This is a genomic window from Gemella haemolysans ATCC 10379, assembly GCF_000173915.1.
GTDB classification, from domain to species: Bacteria; Bacillota; Bacilli; order Staphylococcales; family Gemellaceae; genus Gemella; species Gemella haemolysans.
Window position 1 is genome coordinate 1 of the sequence record NZ_ACDZ02000001.1, and the last position, 17,653, is coordinate 17,653.

Below are 17,653 nucleotides of genomic sequence, written 5' to 3' on the forward strand. Positions count from 1 at the left end.
TCGAGAATTACTCGATTTTTCGTTTTTTATTTATTAGATTTCTCTTCTTGTTCTTCTTCTTGGGCGTGGGTACATTTCTTGTTCTACTTCGTTTTTACCGTATCCACTTGTGAATGAGCTAGCTTCTGGTTGAGCTGGACGTTGTGCTAAGATATCTCTTTCAACACTTACTCCATCTTCTTCAAATCCAGTAGCGATTACTGTAACGATGATTTCATCTGTTTTCTCTAACTCTTCGTTAAATACTGTACCGAAGATCATGTTTACTTCATCATCACTTGCTTCTTGAACGATACTTGCAGCTGCTTGAGCTTCAAATAAACTTAATGATGGTCCACCAGTGATGTTTAATAACACACCTTTTGCTCCAACGATTGAAGTTTCTAGTAATGGAGATGAAATAGCTTTTTTAGCTGCTTCGATAGCTCTGTTTTCTCCTGAAGCTACACCGATACCCATTAATGCTGAACCTTGATCAGCCATAATAGCTTTAACATCAGCGAAGTCAAGGTTAACTGTACCAGATACGTTAATTAAGTCAGAAATACCTTGTACCCCTTGACGTAATACGTTATCTGCTTCAACAAATGCTTGCATCATTGGAGTAGATTTATCAACGATATCTAATAATCTATCGTTAGGAATAACGATAAGTGTATCTACTGCACCTTTAAGTGAGTTAATTCCTGCTGTAGATTGTACTTGACGTTTTTTACCTTCAAAGTTGAATGGACGAGTAACAACACCTACTGTTAATGCTCCTAATTCTTTAGCAATACCTGCTACGATTGGAGCGGCACCAGTACCAGTTCCTCCACCCATACCAGAAGTAACGAATACCATGTCTGCTCCTTCTAGTGCTTCTTCAATTTTATCTTTAGTTTCTTCAGCTGCTTTACGTCCTACCTCTGGATTAGCTCCAGCTCCAAGACCTTTAGTCAATTTTTCACCGATTTGAATTCTTACGTCTGCTTTAGAACGTTTTAATGCTTGAGCATCTGTATTAACTGCGATAAATTCAACATTTTGAATTCCACTTTCTACCATTCGGTCAACGGCGTTACCACCACCGCCACCAACACCTACTACTTTAATTACTGCTGATTGATCAAATTCTTCAAACATTCTTTATTTCCTCCTGATTGTTATTCAAAAAACGAATTATACATTTTAGTTATTTTATCAAAGAAGCTCTTATCTTCTTTTTCTTTTTTCTCTTCTTCGTAATACTCTTCTTCCTCTAACTCTTCTGTATGAGGTTCAGTTACTACTGCTGAATCAACTTTTGAATTGTTTACTGAAATTTCTTGAACTGCAGAAACATTTTCAAATGTTGAATTTGTATTTTTAACTGTTGGTACTTCATCTGTTACTTGGTAACCAAATAAAGATTCAATTTTGTAACTACTAGTTAGTGTTCCAACAACTACTGAAAGTTCTGGTGAATTAGCTCCTATTATTTTTGGAGATCCAATTCTAACATTCATTTTTCTTAGCATATCTTTAGCTAAGTCTAATACTCCTGGCATTAGTGTTGTTCCACCAGTTAGTACTACATTTCCTTTTACTCTATTTATTCCAGCTTTTCTAAGAACATCAAATGAACGCAAGATTATTTCTTCAACTATTTCTTCAATATAATCTGCTAATTCTTTTTGAGTATATGGTTCTTCATCTGGTTCTAGATTATCTAATTCAATAATTACTTGTGGCGATGCTAAATCATAAAATGCATGTCCTTGTGTAACTTTTATCTCTTCAGCACGCTTTAAGGGAACATTCAATACGTCTGAGATAGTACGAGTAATATCTTCTCCTGCCAATTCTATTGATTGAGATAGTTGAAGTATTCCGTCCTCAAAGTAACTTACTGTTGTAAGTCCAGCACCAATATCAATTATTACTGAACCATAATCTTTTTCTTCATCGTTTAGTAATAATTCACCTAATGCATGAGAAGTACAAAATGTCTCATTACAATCTAGACGTAAATTTTCAATACTTTTATATATTGTGTGAAGATGAGTTTTAGAAGTTAAAACTCTATTTCCTGTTACTTCAAAAGCATTATGAACAGTCATACCTTTAGGTTTTCTTATATTTTCAATATCATCAAGACGATAGTAATCTGGAATTACTTGAACCACTTCTCTTTCACGTGGTAATGGTAGAATTTTTGCTTCTTCTATTACTTCTTCGATATCCCTACCATCAATATCGTGTTTTGTATCAAATTTAATTTCCGCTACACTTTTTTTAATATGAGTGTGTATACTTGGAACTGCTACATATAATGATCTTATGTCTTTATTAGCTTCACTTTTGGCAATATCTATTGCTTTTTGAATATCTCTAGATGCAGATTCTACATCGATTATGTTACCACGTTTAATAGACGTAGTTTTTACGACTCCAACACCAAGTATATTCAATTTTTCATATACTACATCTGCTATAATCACTTTTATACTAGATGATCCCAGATCTATTGAAGTATACAATTGTGAACTCAAGTCAAACACTCCTTCCTTTTAAACTTTGTTATTATAATAAAATTGTAAATACACACATATTTTATTTACACATACTAAATTATAACATAAAATTTAAAAAAAAAATATGAAAAACTCCAAAAAAAATTAAATTTTATTAAAATATTTTCAATTTGTAATATAATTAATAACTTTTTTAATTTTATACAATTTTTGAATAAAAAAAGTACCCAAAATACAAAATTCTGGATACTTTTTTTGCTATTCATTTTTGTTATTTATTACTGATTGTTGTTTAGTATTCTTATTATTAGTAGAAGATACTACTTTTGAATTTGTAGTAGAATTTTCAGCTTTGTTATTTTTCTCTACTTTTTCTGTGTCATCTACTTTTTCCTTATCTGTTTTTGACGTTGAGTCATCTTTTAATCCTTGTCTAGATAATAATTGTTTAATATTTTCATTTCTTCTTTTTTCAGTTTTTGCAGTTTCTAAATATGCACCATTTATTAAATTTAAAGTTGTATTATTTTTATCTTCAATATATTTTGATATTTCATCATAATAATTTAATTTATCAGAAAAACTTGCTCTTAAAGCTTTTACTTTTTGTCCATCTTTCATATAAATTGTAACATTATCACCTTCATCATTTATAATTTCAGATATTTGTAGTCTTACATCTTCTTTTAATTTATTTAAGTTCTTATATACTTCATCTAGTTTACTTCTATCGTCTTTGAAATTTTCTAAAATCGGTAAATTATAATTATTTCTTACTTTTCCTGAATATGGTTTACCATTTTCCATAATTATCTCTAAACTACCGTCTTCTTTTTTATTTTGTGCAATAAAACTGTATTCCTCTACTTTTACCTTGATTGTTGATGGTAATTTCGATTGTACTGTTACGGATTTAAATATTTCGAATCTCGATTGTATATTATTACGAATTTCATCATCTTTTATAGACCAAGTTCTTAAATTATTATTAATATTTCCTGCTTCTAGTATTTCTTCTTTAGTTATTTGATTATTACCTTCCACTTCAATTGTTTTCAGTTTCAAATAATTACTAAATAGTAGTGAAAATACTGCTATAACAATTAAAAATAAAGTTACTATGAGTATTAATTCTCTTCTTTTTTTTCTTTTAATCTTTTCTAATGAGCTTCTTCTTTTCTCATTATTCATTTTTGCTAGTAACCTCTTATTCTTTTTGTTCATCGCTTTTAATCCTCTTGACTAATCTTTTCAAACGTAGCTATAAATTCATCTCCACGATCTTCAAAACATTTATATTGATCCCATGATGCACATGCTGGTGATAATAGAACTATATCATCTTCTACAGCAAGTTTGTTTGCTAAAATTGTAGCATCGTCAACCTTCGTCGCTTTATGACAATCTAATCCATTAGTAGTTGCTAAGTCATATAGTATTTCTTTACTTTCTCCAACAACAACCATTGCTTTAATTCTCGGGAAGAATGGTACTAATTCCTTAAAATCAATTCCTCTATCTTTCCCTCCACAAACTAATATTATATTTTTCTCAAATCCAGAAAGTGCTGTAGTTGTAGCTACTGGATTTGTAGCTTTAGAATCATTATAGAATTTCACTCCATTATGCTCTCCAACATATTGCAATCTATGTTTTACTCCACTAAAACTATACAGTACTTCACGAATTGTTTCAATGGATGCACCTTTTATATATGATATTAATGCTGCATTTATTGCATTTTCTACATTGTGCAGACCAGGAAGAGACATTTTTGTTACATCAAATAGTTCTACGTCCTTATACACTACTATATTATTTCTTACAAATACATCCGCTTCAGAATTTTCTTTTGTATCATAAAGAATTACTTGTGAATTTATTTTACTCAATTCATACTTTTCTAATTCTTTAATATTTAAAACTAGAATATCATCTTGGGTTTGATTTTTGTAGATATTTCTCTTAGCATTTCTATAGTTTTCTACGCTACCATGATAATCTAAATGACCAACGCCTAAGTTTGTAATCGCCGCTACCGATGGTTTGAAATACTTAGTTCCTTGTAATTGGAATGATGATACTTCAGTAATAATTAAAGAATTAGGATGATTATATGCTACTTCAATAGAAGGATACCCTATATTTCCTGCTAAAAAGACATCTTTATTAGCTGCTTTTAGTATATCAAACGTCATTTGTGTAGTTGTAGTTTTTCCATTTGTACCAGTAATTGCTACCATATCAATATTGAAAAGTGTGTTAGCTAATTCTATCTCAGTTATAATATCAATATTTTTTTCTATTGCTCTTTGTAAAAATTCAATTTCATATTTTATTCCTGGATTTTTAACTATTAAGTCAATACTATCTAATAATTCTAACGGATGACCACCATCAACTATTTTTACACCTAAGTTTTTTAATTCAATAGCTTTTTCATCAGTACTTAGATCATCAAATGCATTTAGGATTACATTATAACCTAATTTATTTAAAATTTTTGCAGTTGAGTAACCACTTCTAGCAAATCCTAATACTAGTATTCTTTTATCTTCTAAATTTATCATTTTATACTACCCCTACGAAATAACCTATAGCTGAAGATATAACAGCTATAATAACAAAAATATATACAGTTTTTACTTCACCATAACCTGACAATTCAAAATGATGATGTAATGGTGACATTTTAAAAATTCTTTTACCAGTTTTCTTAAAGTATGCTACTTGAATAATCACTGACAATGTTTCTAATATGTATACTAAACCAATAAATAAAAATGCTACTTCTTTATGTAAGATTACTGAAATGGCAGCTAGAATTCCTCCTAGCGCTAATGATCCAGTATCGCCCATAAATATTTTTGCTGGATTTCTATTAAATAATAAAAATCCTACAAGTGCCCCTACTATTGTTAAACAAAATACTAATACAGGGAAGTTATTTTCTTTATATGCTAATAAAGCAAATGTACTAGTTGTAATAATTGTTACGCTAGTAGCTAATCCATCTAATCCATCTGTTAAATTTACTGCATTAGAAAAACCAGTTTGCCAAAATACTAAGAAAATTATATAAAAATATGAAATATTTAAATTATAATCAAATACTGGAATATGTATATAATTAACCTCTTTGTAAATGAAAGTTACTAATATATAAAATATTACAGAGAATAGAATTTGTAGCATTAGTTTTTTTCTTGGTGCCAATCCATCGTTTTTCTTTTTAACTACGATTAACATATCATCTATGTATCCTATTATCGAAAAAGAAATAGTTGTATAAATGAACAGTACGTAGTATTTAATATTCGAACTATCTAAGAACATAGCCACTATAAGTGAAATAACTATTGCAATTATAAACGAAATACCTCCCATAGTAGGTGTTCCTTTTTTATGCATATGACTTTGTGGCCCTTCTTCTCTGATTGCTTGGCCAAACTTTAGTACATGTAAATATTTTATTAATCTAGGTAGCATTAGTACTGTCAGAAAATATGCTACCAGTAATAACGATATAGCAAATACTGTATCTGAATTACTCATTTCGTTCTCCTAACTAAATTTTATTTTTATCTTTTCCCCTTTTTTCACAAATCTTTGTGCTGGAATAGATTGTTGTTTAGCAAATCCATTTCCTTCAGTTTCAATATCTAATCCAGATAATTTAGCGTAGTTAAGTACATCTACTTTCGACCATCCTGTAAAGTTAGGGGTAATAATATTTTCGTCAGAGACTAATAAAAATACTCTCTCATCTTGTTTTATTACATTCCCAGCTGAAGGATATTGGCCAATTACGTTAGTTCCACTTCCAATTGTTATTATATTTTTAGTTTTTTGTTGTAAATTAACAATTGTCGACTCAACATTTTCCCCTACAAGATTCTCCATTTTATAACTTTGAAGAATATTATCATCATTTGACTTCTTAACATTTAAGTAATTAAGTGTATTTTCCATTATAGGTTTAAAGATTTCTGAAGCACCATTCGCATTACTTGCACCCAATTCTTTCGAAGGTAATTTAATACCAACATATAGGATAACTTGTGGATCTTCACTAGGTGCATATCCTATAAATGAGTGCATTACTTTATATGGACTATTATAGTATGTACCAGTCTTCGGATCTACAACCTCTGCTGTTCCTGTTTTCCCTGACGTACTATAGTTGTCTACAGCATATCTTTTACCACCTTGGGCCCATGTTCCGTTTACAACTCCATATAATTCCTCTTTCATTATATCTGCCGTATGTTTAGAAATAGGAGTTCCTACTACCGTTCTTTGCCCGATATTTACATCTTTGTCAATTGTTTTGTCATGAATTCTTTGTAAAAAATATGGTGCTAACATCTGTCCATCATTTAAAATTGCTGTTTCTGCTTGAACCATCTGCATAGCAGTTACAGTACTACCTTGTCCAAATACTGTTGTTGAAGCTGAAACTTTATTATTAAATACTAAATCACCGGTTGCTTCATTACCATATAATGAATTTGTACTTTTACCAAATCCAAAGTTTTCTAAACCTGTTTTTAATTTCTCTGTTCCTAATTCATTTAATAATGTTAACATTAAAGTATTTGAAGATTGTTGGAAACCATGACGTTGAGTAATTGTTCCCCAACCAATCTTATTCCAGTCAAAAATTGTAGCGTCTTCCACTTGATATGAACCAGATCTATAGTAACTATCTGGTTTATATATATTATTTTCTACCATTATTGACATTGTGAATGTTTTCAATGTTGAACCAGGTTCATAAGCTGAGTTATAGAAAATATTTGACCATGCACTTGCCAGATTTTCTTGAGTATTTGGATTAAATGCAGGTGTTTGACCTAATCCTAATATTTCACCAGTTTTTGGACTAACAGCTATTGCAAATGCACTTTCCGGTTCATATTTATCTTGAATATCTTTTAGTGTATTATCTATAAAACCTTGAATATTCTTATCAATCGTTAGATATATATCTGCTCCGTCAACAGGTTTAATCTCAACTTTGGGAATATTAGAAACGATTTTCCCCCATGCATCTTTAGCATAAGTAATATGCCCTTCTTTACCTCTTAGATAATAATCAAAAGTCTTTTCAACACCTAAACGACCAGTAATCAGATCACTATCTGGGGAATTTTGAGCAAAACCTAAAAAGTTTCCAAGCATACTTCCATTTGGATAATATCTTTTTGTTGTCGCTATAAATTCAATACCTGGTAATTTCAACTCTTCAATTTTCTTTTTATCTTCTACACTTATATCTTTACCAGCAGTTCCAAATTCTACTTGATATACTCCTTGTTTACTAAGTATATCTTTTATTTTGTTTTTATCTAATTTAATAAATTTAGATAGCTCTTCTGCTGTTTTGTTAATATCTACAACATGTCGTGGATTTGTTTCATCCTCTGTAGCCTTATCTGAAACTACCGCTACTAACTTGTAAGATTCTATATTATCGGCAAGTATATTTCCATTTCTATCAAAGATTTTCCCACGATTTGGTTGTAAACTACTATCTATCTTATACTTTTTATCTGCTAATTCAGAAAGATTATGTCCCCTTACAGTTCCAATTAGCATCATTTGTCCTATATTTAATATTAATATCCATACAAAGAAAAAAACAAAAATTAGAAAAAATACAATTTTTGTTCTTTCTCGAGAGATATAATCTTTTCTTTCTAAACTTCTTCTATCTTCCAAAAACTTTAAAGTTAATATTTTCTTAAAAAGTTTTATCAATTATCTCACTACCTTTATACTATCTTTTTGAGTTTTCATTCCTACCGTCTCAGCAATTTTTTTAACTCTTTCGTAAGATGATAGATTGTTTATCATAACTTTTTGTTCATTATTATTTTTTTGTTTTTCTGATATTACAATATCGTTTTTTTGTTGAGCACTTCGTAGTGAATAAATCTCTCCTTTATAGTTTAACATAACTACGTTAGCAAGTAAAATAACTCCTACAAAAACTCCGTACGCAGTTTTTTCTAGTAAATTGAACTTTACTTTCTCTTGTACTTTTCTTACTCCATATTCACGACTATATACCTTTAGTGTAGCCATTTTCTTTCCTCCCCTCTATTTCGTCTGAACTTGTGCAACTCTTAATTTTGCACTTCTAGATCTATTATTTTCTTCTAATTCAATATCACTAGGATATATAGGTTTTCTTGTAATTACTTTTAATTTAGATAAACTTTCTTCTGGCATAATAGGAAGGTTTTTTGGAATATCCTTTGATTTAGAATAAGAATTAAATATCTGTTTACAAATTCTGTCTTCTAGAGAATGGAAGGTAATTACAGATATTCTTCCACCTACACTAACGATATCTATTGCTTGTTCTAATGAGTCTTCGAATACAGATAATTCATTATTTACAGCAATACGAATTGCTTGAAATACTCTTTTTGCTGGATGTCCACCAGTTCTTCTTTTAGCAGCAGGGATAGATTCTTTTATAATTTCTACTAATTCAAAAGTAGTTTCTATAGGTTTTTGCTCACGTTTTTTTTCAATATTTCTCGCTATTTGCTTAGAGAAATTTTCTTCTCCATAACGATAAAATATTTTTACTAAATCATGATAACTATATTCATTAACGACTTCATATGCACTAATTTTTGCATCAGTATCCATACGCATGTCCAATCTAGTATCATAGTTATAACTAAAACCTCTTTCGGGTGTATCTAATTGTGGTGAAGAAACTCCTAAATCATAAAGAACTCCATCCACTTCATTTACACCATGCTCTGCTAATTTTTCTTTTAAATTAACAAAATTAGATTTAATAAAGACAACTTTATCACTGTATTCAGCTAATTTTTCTTTGGCATTTTCTAATGCAACATTATCTTGATCAAATGCATATAGTTTACCATTTTTTAATCGCTTTAAAATTTCTAAACTATGCCCTGCTCCACCAAGAGTACAGTCTACATATATACCGTCTTCTTTTATATCTAAGCCTTCTACAGCTTCATTTAATAATACACTATAATGTTTAAACATTTTCATCCATCCTAAAAATCAAAATCTTCTAATTCTTCTGCTATTTCTTCTACGCTAGCTTCACTTTCAACAAGTAAATCTTCCCAGCGAGTCTTATCCCATATTTCTATCCTATTTGATAAACCATTTACAACACACTCCTTATCTAAAAAAGCGTGCTCTATAAGGGCGTTTGGAATATTAATTCTTCCTTGTTTATCTATTTCAACTTCAGTGGCTCCAGAAAAGAAGAAACGTTGGAAAGTACGAGCATTTTTCTTAGTGATAGGTAGTGATTTAATCTTACTTTCCACCTTTTGCCACTCTTGTAGTGAATAGCCAAATAAACAAGAGTCTAGACCTCTTGTGATAATAAATTTTTCACCTAGTTCATCTCTGAACTTTATTGGAATACTAAGCCTTCCTTTGGCATCCATTTTATTATTGTATTGACCAATAAACACTACTTCTCACCACCTTACCTTTATAATTTACCACATTTCCCCACTTTTTTCCACTAATTTCTAAAAAAAAATGAATTTTTTTGATTTTTTCACCATAAAAAAAAAAGAAGAAGCATTTATAAACTAAAATGTTTAAAAATGCTTCTTCTTTTAATTATAATATTCTCTTTCATTCTCACCATCTAAGAAGTGAGAAGCACTTAAAGAATGTATTCTTTCTACTATTCTTAAAGCCTTTGTTTTATCCACTGTTGTTCTTCCATTAGATAACAATTCTGCTAAATCATCTATACTTAAATTAGATGAGAAAAATGTTGGTAATTTTTCTGCTTCTCTATGATTAATAATTGGGCCAAGCACCTCATCACGAATAAACTCCGTAATATTTTCAGCACCTATATCGTCAATGATAAGAATTTCTTCATCTCTTATAAGATCAATATATAAATCATAACTGTTATTACTAATCTTTGATTTTATTTTTCTAATAAATTCAGGATAGTATAAAATTGCTGGTTCTTTACCATTCTGTTTGAAATAATTATAAATACACCCCATCAAATATGTCTTTCCAGTTCCTGTTGGTCCATATATATAGGCACCTCTTGTACTTTGTTTACTAAGGATACTCATACAAGTGTTTACAATTTCTATTGCTAATCTAGATTTCTTACTATTCTTGGACAAATTATCAAATGTATATGTTAATACTCTCTTTGGAATAAATTCTGTCTTGATTCTATTCGATGTTTTTTGGTTTTCAACTTTTTGTTTATATTCATCAGTCTCTTGATAAAGTATATTAACCTCTTTATCACTACAAACCAATTTAGGCCTATGTTCGATATTCAATAGTGTATCTTTTGAAATATAATATTGATAAAATTTTTCAAGATTATTTTCAACGTCAATTTTAGAAAAGTTATTATCACGAATAAACTTAATTATCTCTACATCACTCAGAACTTTTTCTGTGATAAACTTCTTAAATGAATTTTCTGTATTACTTGATACTATGTTGGATAATTTTTTCATTATACATCCCCTTTATTATATAATACTTTCATCAAATCTTTAAAAGTATCCTCATCTTCTTTTGTAACTACTCTGTCTTCTTCCTTTTTTGATTGATTAAAGCTATTTTGCCTACTTTGTAAATATTCAGGAAACGGAGCATGATTTGATTTTCGATTATTTGAATAAGATTTTTGCGGACTCTTATTAGTGCTAAAAGCTTTAGTTTTCTGATTTCTATTAGATCTAACAAAATCTATAGCATCTTTAGCTCCAAATAATTTTTGAGCACTCCATGTACTTGCAATTTTGTCTATATAGTTTATATGTGGTATTGAATTTTTACCACTTTGCTTAATAGAATACTCTAATAATATATTTAGTACACCGGTAGGAAAATTATACTTACTTTGTAACTCTTCAATATTTTTAGCATCTATTTTAGAGAGTACTATTCCTACCTGCTTATTTAAATATTCTACAAAATTAGTGTTATCAACTTCTTTAGCGAATTTTTCATCTTCAGTTAACTGCTCTTCTTTTTCACCAACAAGATTTTTATTTATCATACGATCAAGAGTCGGTACTTCTTGTTTTCTAACATTAACATTTAGTTGAGTGATATAATCACTAAGAACATTAATATTAATCTCGCTAGTTCCATTAGAAATTTCTACAGACTTTTCTATGGCACTAGCCATATCTTCTGGAGACATTTTATAAATATGAGCTAAACCTAAAATTCTATTTTTCACTTCTGAATTTGATATTACATCTGTTAGGTAACTATTAGCTAAATAGAAATTTAATTTATCAAAATCAAAGAAATATTCATCAAAGTTTGGCCCATTAACACTTTTGCTTGCTATATAATCAAAACTGAAATCATTTAGATTTTCTAAACGGAAAACATCAGAAAATTTTGCTGAAATATCCTCAAAGCTCTTAAAGCTTACTTTATCTAAAGAATAATAATTTACCAATTCAGAATAATTACTAGACCCCAATGTGTTCTCTAATAATTTTGCAAGAACTGGTGTATTAAAAAACTCTTCAAAACTTAATGCCTCTTTTATCTTGTATATAAACTGTCCGACACCATTATTATCAAAATACAGTGACTGTATTAAACCTAAAGCTTCTAATTTTTTTCTTGCAATTAAGAACTTATTATCTGATAAACCTAGATTATCAAGTATATCATAATGCAAATAACTTTTAGATAGATTTTTATCACTTAGCATCTTACTACCAAAAAAAGTATAAAGGCTTACTGCGTCATTACCAATTAATGGTAAATACAAATTATGTAACTCTTTACTTCGTTTTGATGTGTCAAAATCATTATAAACACAATAATAATCTTTAACAGAAAACCTATTATTCATGATTATCATCCATTACTTCAATAATTATTTGAGTATACTCTAATGCATATATAAAATTCTGATTATAATCGTACTTAATTTTGTCATCGTTTCGAAGTGGTGCAAAGAAAGATTTTACTAAAATAGGATAAATATTATCTAATAATAGTTTTGCATTATCATTCTCATAAAGTGCTCTTAGGAAATTAAACACTTTATATACAGAGTCAAGAAATTCTTCTTTATTAGGAGTACTAATATTAGTATGACTGTCAATAATAGTTGAAAAACTAAGAATATTCTTCTTATCATTTTTTGTTACAAAGGTTCTTAAATCATCTATAAGCTTATACATGTAATCAAAGAAAATATCATGATTTTCTAAGTAGTCATTATTAATTATCTTAGATTCATTTTTTAATAATAACTTGTTAATATTATAATCCGTAACGAATAAATAAATCTTATAAAGATCTGAAAATTCAACATCACTCAATTTTAAATAATCATGAACAATACTATTCAAGCTCTTACCTTCTTTATAAATATTATAAATAGTATTTAACCAAATAAATTCGTCAAGATTTTCTTTTTCAATAAGTGTAATTAAATAATTATTAAAATTATACTGCTGCTCTTCTTCAAAAATTATAGAAATTCTACTTTCAATTCTATTAAGAATTAAGTTAAATTCTTTTTCTAATTCTTCAACAAAATTATCATCATCAAAATCTGGTTTTAACGATGCTTTAATACGCTTAAACTCATCACGACTATTATCAAAATTATCAATTCTTTCTTGATAAACCGCATTATATCCAGGTTTTTGTGAATGATAATAATTTTCTATAGCTTTGTTAAATTCTAATACTTTTCCTAAGATTTTAATATATGCAACTTTTATGTTCTTATTATTAGATATATTGTTAATTAATTTTAACGCACTTAAAATGTCTTTCTTATTTTCACCAGTTAACACTAATGTTTTTTCATCTTCTAAATAAAACATTCCCTAAACCTCCAAAAAAATATTACTACTTTATGATACTCTATTTTGAAAATAAAATCAAAATATATGTAAGAATAATATAAAAAAGAACCTTCCAAAAGGAAGGCTCTCACTGTTGCCTGGCAACGTTCTAGTCTCACAGGGCGTAAGCCCAACTACATTCGACGCTAAAGAGCTTAACTTCTGTGTTCGGTATGGGTACAGGTGTGTCCTCTTCGCTATCGCCACCAGACGAAAACTTCATATACATATTATATCATCTTTTTTCTTTTTGTCAACAGTTACTTTTCTAAAGAACTTTCACTTGATTAAGTCCTCGACCTATTAGTATTAGTCAGCTGAACACGTTACCGTGCTTACACTCCTAACCTATTCTCCTTGTCGTCTTCAAGGGGTCTTAATATCCGTGGGAAATCTCATCTCGAGGGGGGCTTCATGCTTAGATGCTTTCAGCTCTTATCCCTTCCGTATTTAGCTACCCAGCTATGCCACTGGCGTGACAACTGGTACACCATTGATACGTCCATCCCGGTCCTCTCGTACTAAGGACAGCTCCTCTCAAATTTCCTACGCCCACGACGGATAGGGACCGAACTGTCTCACGACGTTCTGAACCCAGCTCGCGTACCGCTTTAATGGGCGAACAGCCCAACCCTTGGGACCGACTACAGCCCCAGGATGCGATGAGCCGACATCGAGGTGCCAAACCTCCCCGTCGATGTGGACTCTTGGGGGAGATAAGCCTGTTATCCCCAGGGTAGCTTTTATCCGTTGAGCGATGGCCCTTCCATGCGGAACCACCGGATCACTAAGTCCTGCTTTCGCACCTGCTCGACTTGTAGGTCTCACAGTCAAGCTCCCTTGTGCCTTTACACTCTGCAAATGATTTCCAACCATTCTGAGGGAACCTTTGAACGCCTCCGTTACTCTTTGGGAGGCGACCGCCCCAGTCAAACTGCCACCTGACACTGTCTCCCGGTCTTCTACGCCGAGGGTTAGAATTTCAATACAGCAAGGGTAGTATCCCAACAACGCCTCCTCATACACTGGCGTGCATGATTCTCTGGCTCCTACCTATCCTGTACATACTGCATCAAAATTCAATATCAAGCTACAGTAAAGCTCCATGGGGTCTTTCCGTCCTGTCGCGGGTAACCTGCATCTTCACAGGTACTATGATTTCACCGAGTCCATCGTTGAGACAGTGCCCAAATCGTTACGCCTTTCGTGCGGGTCGGAACTTACCCGACAAGGAATTTCGCTACCTTAGGACCGTTATAGTTACGGCCGCCGTTTACTGGGGCTTCAATTCATACCTTCGCTTACGCTAAGCACTCCTCTTAACCTTCCAGCACCGGGCAGGCGTCAGCCCCTATACTTCACCTTACGGTTTTGCAGAGACCTGTGTTTTTGTTAAACAGTCGCTTGGGCCTATTCACTGCGGCCTACTCTCGTAGGCACCCCTTCTCCCGAAGTTACGGGGTCATTTTGCCGAGTTCCTTAACGATGGTTCTCTCGCTCACCTTAGAATTCTCTTCCCAACTACCTGTGTCGGTTTGCGGTACGGGCACCTCTTATCTCGATAGCGGCTTTTCTTGAGAGTTTGGCTTCATTGACTTCGCTACTATATTTCGCTCCCCATCACACTTCAGTCTTATGAGCAGCGGATTTGCCTACTACTCAACCTTTGTGCTTAGACGTCCTATTCCATCAGGACGATCAATTAGCCTCCTCTGTCCCCACTTCTCTCAAACGATATTTGGTGGTACAGGAATTTCTACCTGTTGTCCATCGGCTTCACCATTCGGCTTCACCTTAGGTCCCGACTTACCCAGAGCGGACGAGCCTTCCTCTGGAAACCTTAGTCATTCGGTGGATAGGATTCTCACCTATCTTTCGCTACTCACACCGGCATTCTCACTTCTAACCTCTCCACCTCGCCTTACAGCTCGGCTTCTACGATGTTAGAACGCTCTCCTACCATATAACATTAGTTATATCCGCAGCTTCGGTTGTATGTTTAGCCCCGGTACATTTTCGGCGCGATGTCACTCGACCAGTGAGCTATTACGCACTCTTTAAATGGTGGCTGCTTCTAAGCCAACATCCTGGTTGTCTGTGCATCATCACATCCTTTTCCACTTAACATACAATTTGGGACCTTAGCTGGCGGTCTGGGCTGTTTCCCTTTCGACTACGAACCTTATCACCCGCAGTCTGACTCCCGTTGATATTTATCTGGCATTCGGAGTTTGTCTGAATTCGGTAACCCGGGATGGGCCCCTAGTCCAAACAGTGCTCTACCTCCAGTAAACTCACAACGAGGCTAGCCCTAAAGCTATTTCGGAGAGAACCAGCTATTTCCAAGTTCGATTGGAATTTCTCCGCTACCCACAGCTCATCCAAACACTTTTCAACGTGTCCTGGTTCGGTCCTCCATTCAGTGTTACCTAAACTTCAACCTGGCCATGGGTAGATCACTTGGTTTCGGGTCTACTCCATCATACTATTTCGCCCTATTAAGACTCGCTTTCGCTGCGGCTCCATGTCTTCCACTTAACCTCGCATGATAAAGTAACTCGCCGGTTCATTCTACAAAAGGCACGCCATCACCCTCAAGGGGCTCTGACTACTTGTAAGCACACGGTTTCAGGTTCTCTTTCACTCCCCTCCCGGGGTTCTTTTCACCTTTCCCTCACGGTACTGGTTCACTATCGGTCACTAGGTAGTATTTAGCCTTACCAGATGGTCCTGGTAGATTCCGACGGAATTCCTCGTGTTCCGCCGTACTCAGGTGCTCTCTCGCGCCAACTTAGCATTTCGTATACAGGACTTTTACCTTCTACGGTCTAACTTTCCAGCTAGTTCTACTATACTTTGTCATACACTTTGTTGAGAGTCCTACAACCCCAATATGCAAGCACATTGGTTTGGGCTCTTTCCTTTTCGCTCGCCGCTACTCAGGAAATCGATTTTTCTTTCTCTTCCTACAGGTACTTAGATGTTTCAGTTCCCTGCGTTACCTCGCTTTCGCGTACCGCCCTTTTAAAAGCGGTGGGTTCCCCCATTCGGATATCTACGGCTCTTTGCTTACTTACAGCTCCCCGTAGCATTTCGTCGTTTGTCACGTCCTTCATCGGCTCCTAGTGCCAAGGCATCCTCCGTGCGCCCTTTACTACTTAATCGTGTGTAGCTTTTACGCTTCGTTCTTTTCCTTGAACTCTTTGTGAATAAGTTTTTACAACTTACTTACTTTTTTCTCGGTTTTGTAAATCTGTTTCTTTTACTTTATAGAAAATTATTTTTGATCTAATATATATATTCAGTTTTCATTGTGCTTGAGTGTTTGAACACTCAAAACTAAACGAATTATCAACGTATTCCTTATCCTTAGAAAGGAGGTGATCCAGCCGCACCTTCCGATACGGCTACCTTGTTACGACTTCACCCCAATCATCTGTCCCACCGTGACCGGCTCCCTCCTAAAAGGTTAGGCCACCGTCTTCGGGTGTTACAAACTCTCGTGGTGTGACGGGCGGTGTGTACAAGACCCGGGAACGTATTCACCGCGACATTCTGATTCGCGATTACTAGCGATTCCAGCTTCATGTAGTCGAGTTGCAGACTACAATCCGAACTGAGAATAGTTTTGTGAGGTTTGCTTACTCTCGCGAGCTCGCTTCTCTTTGTTCCTATCCATTGTAGCACGTGTGTAGCCCAAGTCATAAGGGGCATGATGATTTGACGTCATCCCCACCTTCCTCCAGTTTATCACTGGCAGTCTATCTAGAGTCCCCATCTTACTGCTGGCAACTAGATATAAGGGTTGCGCTCGTTGCGGGACTTAACCCAACATCTCACGACACGAGCTGACGACAACCATGCACCACCTGTATCTGTGTCTAACCAAAGGTCAGAACAACACAATCTCTTGTGTCCTCACAGTATGTCAAGACTTGGTAAGGTTCTTCGCGTTGCTTCGAATTAAACCACATGCTCCACCGCTTGTGCGGGTCCCCGTCAATTCCTTTGAGTTTCAACCTTGCGGTCGTACTCCCCAGGCGGAGTGCTTAATGCGTTAGCTGCAGCACTGATCTCTTATGAGACCAACACTTAGCACTCATCGTTTACGGCGTGGACTACCAGGGTATCTAATCCTGTTTGCTCCCCACGCTTTCGCGCCTCAGTGTCAGTTACAGGCCAAAAAGCCGCCTTCGCCACTGGTGTTCCTCCTAATCTCTACGCATTTCACCGCTACACTAGGAATTCCACTTTTCTCTCCTG

General features: G+C 33.5%; 12 protein-coding genes and 3 rRNA genes. All 15 read right to left on the reverse strand.

Annotation, left to right across the window (positions count from 1 at the left end):
- Positions 1-33: 33 nt before the first annotated feature.
- Positions 34-1,125 (reverse strand): cell division protein FtsZ, encoded by a 1,092-nt coding sequence (ftsZ, locus tag GEMHA0001_RS00005; protein WP_003143912.1) that lies wholly within the window; start codon positions 1,123-1,125, stop codon positions 34-36.
- Between the two features lie 20 nt (positions 1,126-1,145).
- Positions 1,146-2,522 carry a cell division protein FtsA gene (ftsA, locus tag GEMHA0001_RS00010; protein ID WP_224207455.1) on the reverse strand — a complete coding sequence of 459 codons (1,377 nt, stop codon included), beginning with the start codon at positions 2,520-2,522 and terminating at the stop codon, positions 1,146-1,148.
- Between the two features lie 231 nt (positions 2,523-2,753).
- Positions 2,754-3,719 carry a cell division protein FtsQ/DivIB gene (locus GEMHA0001_RS00015; RefSeq protein WP_003143914.1) on the reverse strand — a complete coding sequence of 322 codons (966 nt, stop codon included), beginning with the start codon at positions 3,717-3,719 and terminating at the stop codon, positions 2,754-2,756.
- Positions 3,720-3,724: 5 nt separating this feature from the next.
- Positions 3,725-5,065, reverse strand: a complete 1,341-nt coding sequence (gene murD / locus GEMHA0001_RS00020) for a UDP-N-acetylmuramoyl-L-alanine--D-glutamate ligase (protein WP_003143919.1) — start codon at positions 5,063-5,065, stop codon at positions 3,725-3,727.
- Position 5,066: 1 nt separating this feature from the next.
- Positions 5,067-6,050, reverse strand: a complete 984-nt coding sequence (gene mraY, locus GEMHA0001_RS00025) for a phospho-N-acetylmuramoyl-pentapeptide-transferase (protein ID WP_003143918.1) — start codon at positions 6,048-6,050, stop codon at positions 5,067-5,069.
- Positions 6,051-6,059: 9 nt separating this feature from the next.
- On the reverse strand, positions 6,060-8,219 hold the full coding sequence (locus GEMHA0001_RS00030) for a penicillin-binding transpeptidase domain-containing protein (protein WP_233445917.1): 2,160 nt from the start codon (positions 8,217-8,219) through the stop codon (positions 6,060-6,062).
- Between the two features lie 39 nt (positions 8,220-8,258).
- Positions 8,259-8,585 (reverse strand): hypothetical protein, encoded by a 327-nt coding sequence (locus GEMHA0001_RS00035; RefSeq protein WP_003143925.1) that lies wholly within the window; start codon positions 8,583-8,585, stop codon positions 8,259-8,261.
- A 15-nt stretch (positions 8,586-8,600) separates the two neighbouring features.
- Positions 8,601-9,536 carry a 16S rRNA (cytosine(1402)-N(4))-methyltransferase RsmH gene (gene rsmH / locus GEMHA0001_RS00040; protein WP_003143921.1) on the reverse strand — a complete coding sequence of 312 codons (936 nt, stop codon included), beginning with the start codon at positions 9,534-9,536 and terminating at the stop codon, positions 8,601-8,603.
- A gap of 11 nt (positions 9,537-9,547) precedes the next feature.
- A complete protein-coding gene (gene mraZ / locus GEMHA0001_RS00045) occupies positions 9,548-9,979 on the reverse strand; it encodes a division/cell wall cluster transcriptional repressor MraZ (protein WP_003143916.1) in 432 nt (143 codons plus the stop codon).
- A gap of 150 nt (positions 9,980-10,129) precedes the next feature.
- On the reverse strand, positions 10,130-11,014 hold the full coding sequence (gene dnaI, locus GEMHA0001_RS00050; protein WP_003143923.1) for a primosomal protein DnaI: 885 nt from the start codon (positions 11,012-11,014) through the stop codon (positions 10,130-10,132).
- The gene (locus tag GEMHA0001_RS00055) at positions 11,014-12,381 is read right to left on the reverse strand and encodes a replication initiation and membrane attachment family protein (protein WP_003143924.1); all 1,368 of its coding nucleotides are present in this window, start codon (positions 12,379-12,381) and stop codon (positions 11,014-11,016) included. The genes dnaI and GEMHA0001_RS00055 overlap by 1 nt, the downstream gene beginning before the upstream one ends.
- The gene (locus GEMHA0001_RS00060) at positions 12,374-13,369 is read right to left on the reverse strand and encodes a hypothetical protein (RefSeq protein WP_003143913.1); all 996 of its coding nucleotides are present in this window, start codon (positions 13,367-13,369) and stop codon (positions 12,374-12,376) included. The genes GEMHA0001_RS00055 and GEMHA0001_RS00060 overlap by 8 nt, the downstream gene beginning before the upstream one ends.
- A 117-nt stretch (positions 13,370-13,486) precedes the next feature.
- Positions 13,487-13,601: ribosomal RNA gene (gene rrf, locus GEMHA0001_RS00065) — 5S ribosomal RNA — on the reverse strand.
- A 72-nt stretch (positions 13,602-13,673) separates the two neighbouring features.
- Positions 13,674-16,554: ribosomal RNA gene (locus tag GEMHA0001_RS00070) — 23S ribosomal RNA — on the reverse strand.
- Between the two features lie 209 nt (positions 16,555-16,763).
- A 16S ribosomal RNA gene (locus GEMHA0001_RS00075) occupies positions 16,764-17,653 on the reverse strand; the annotation flags it as partial.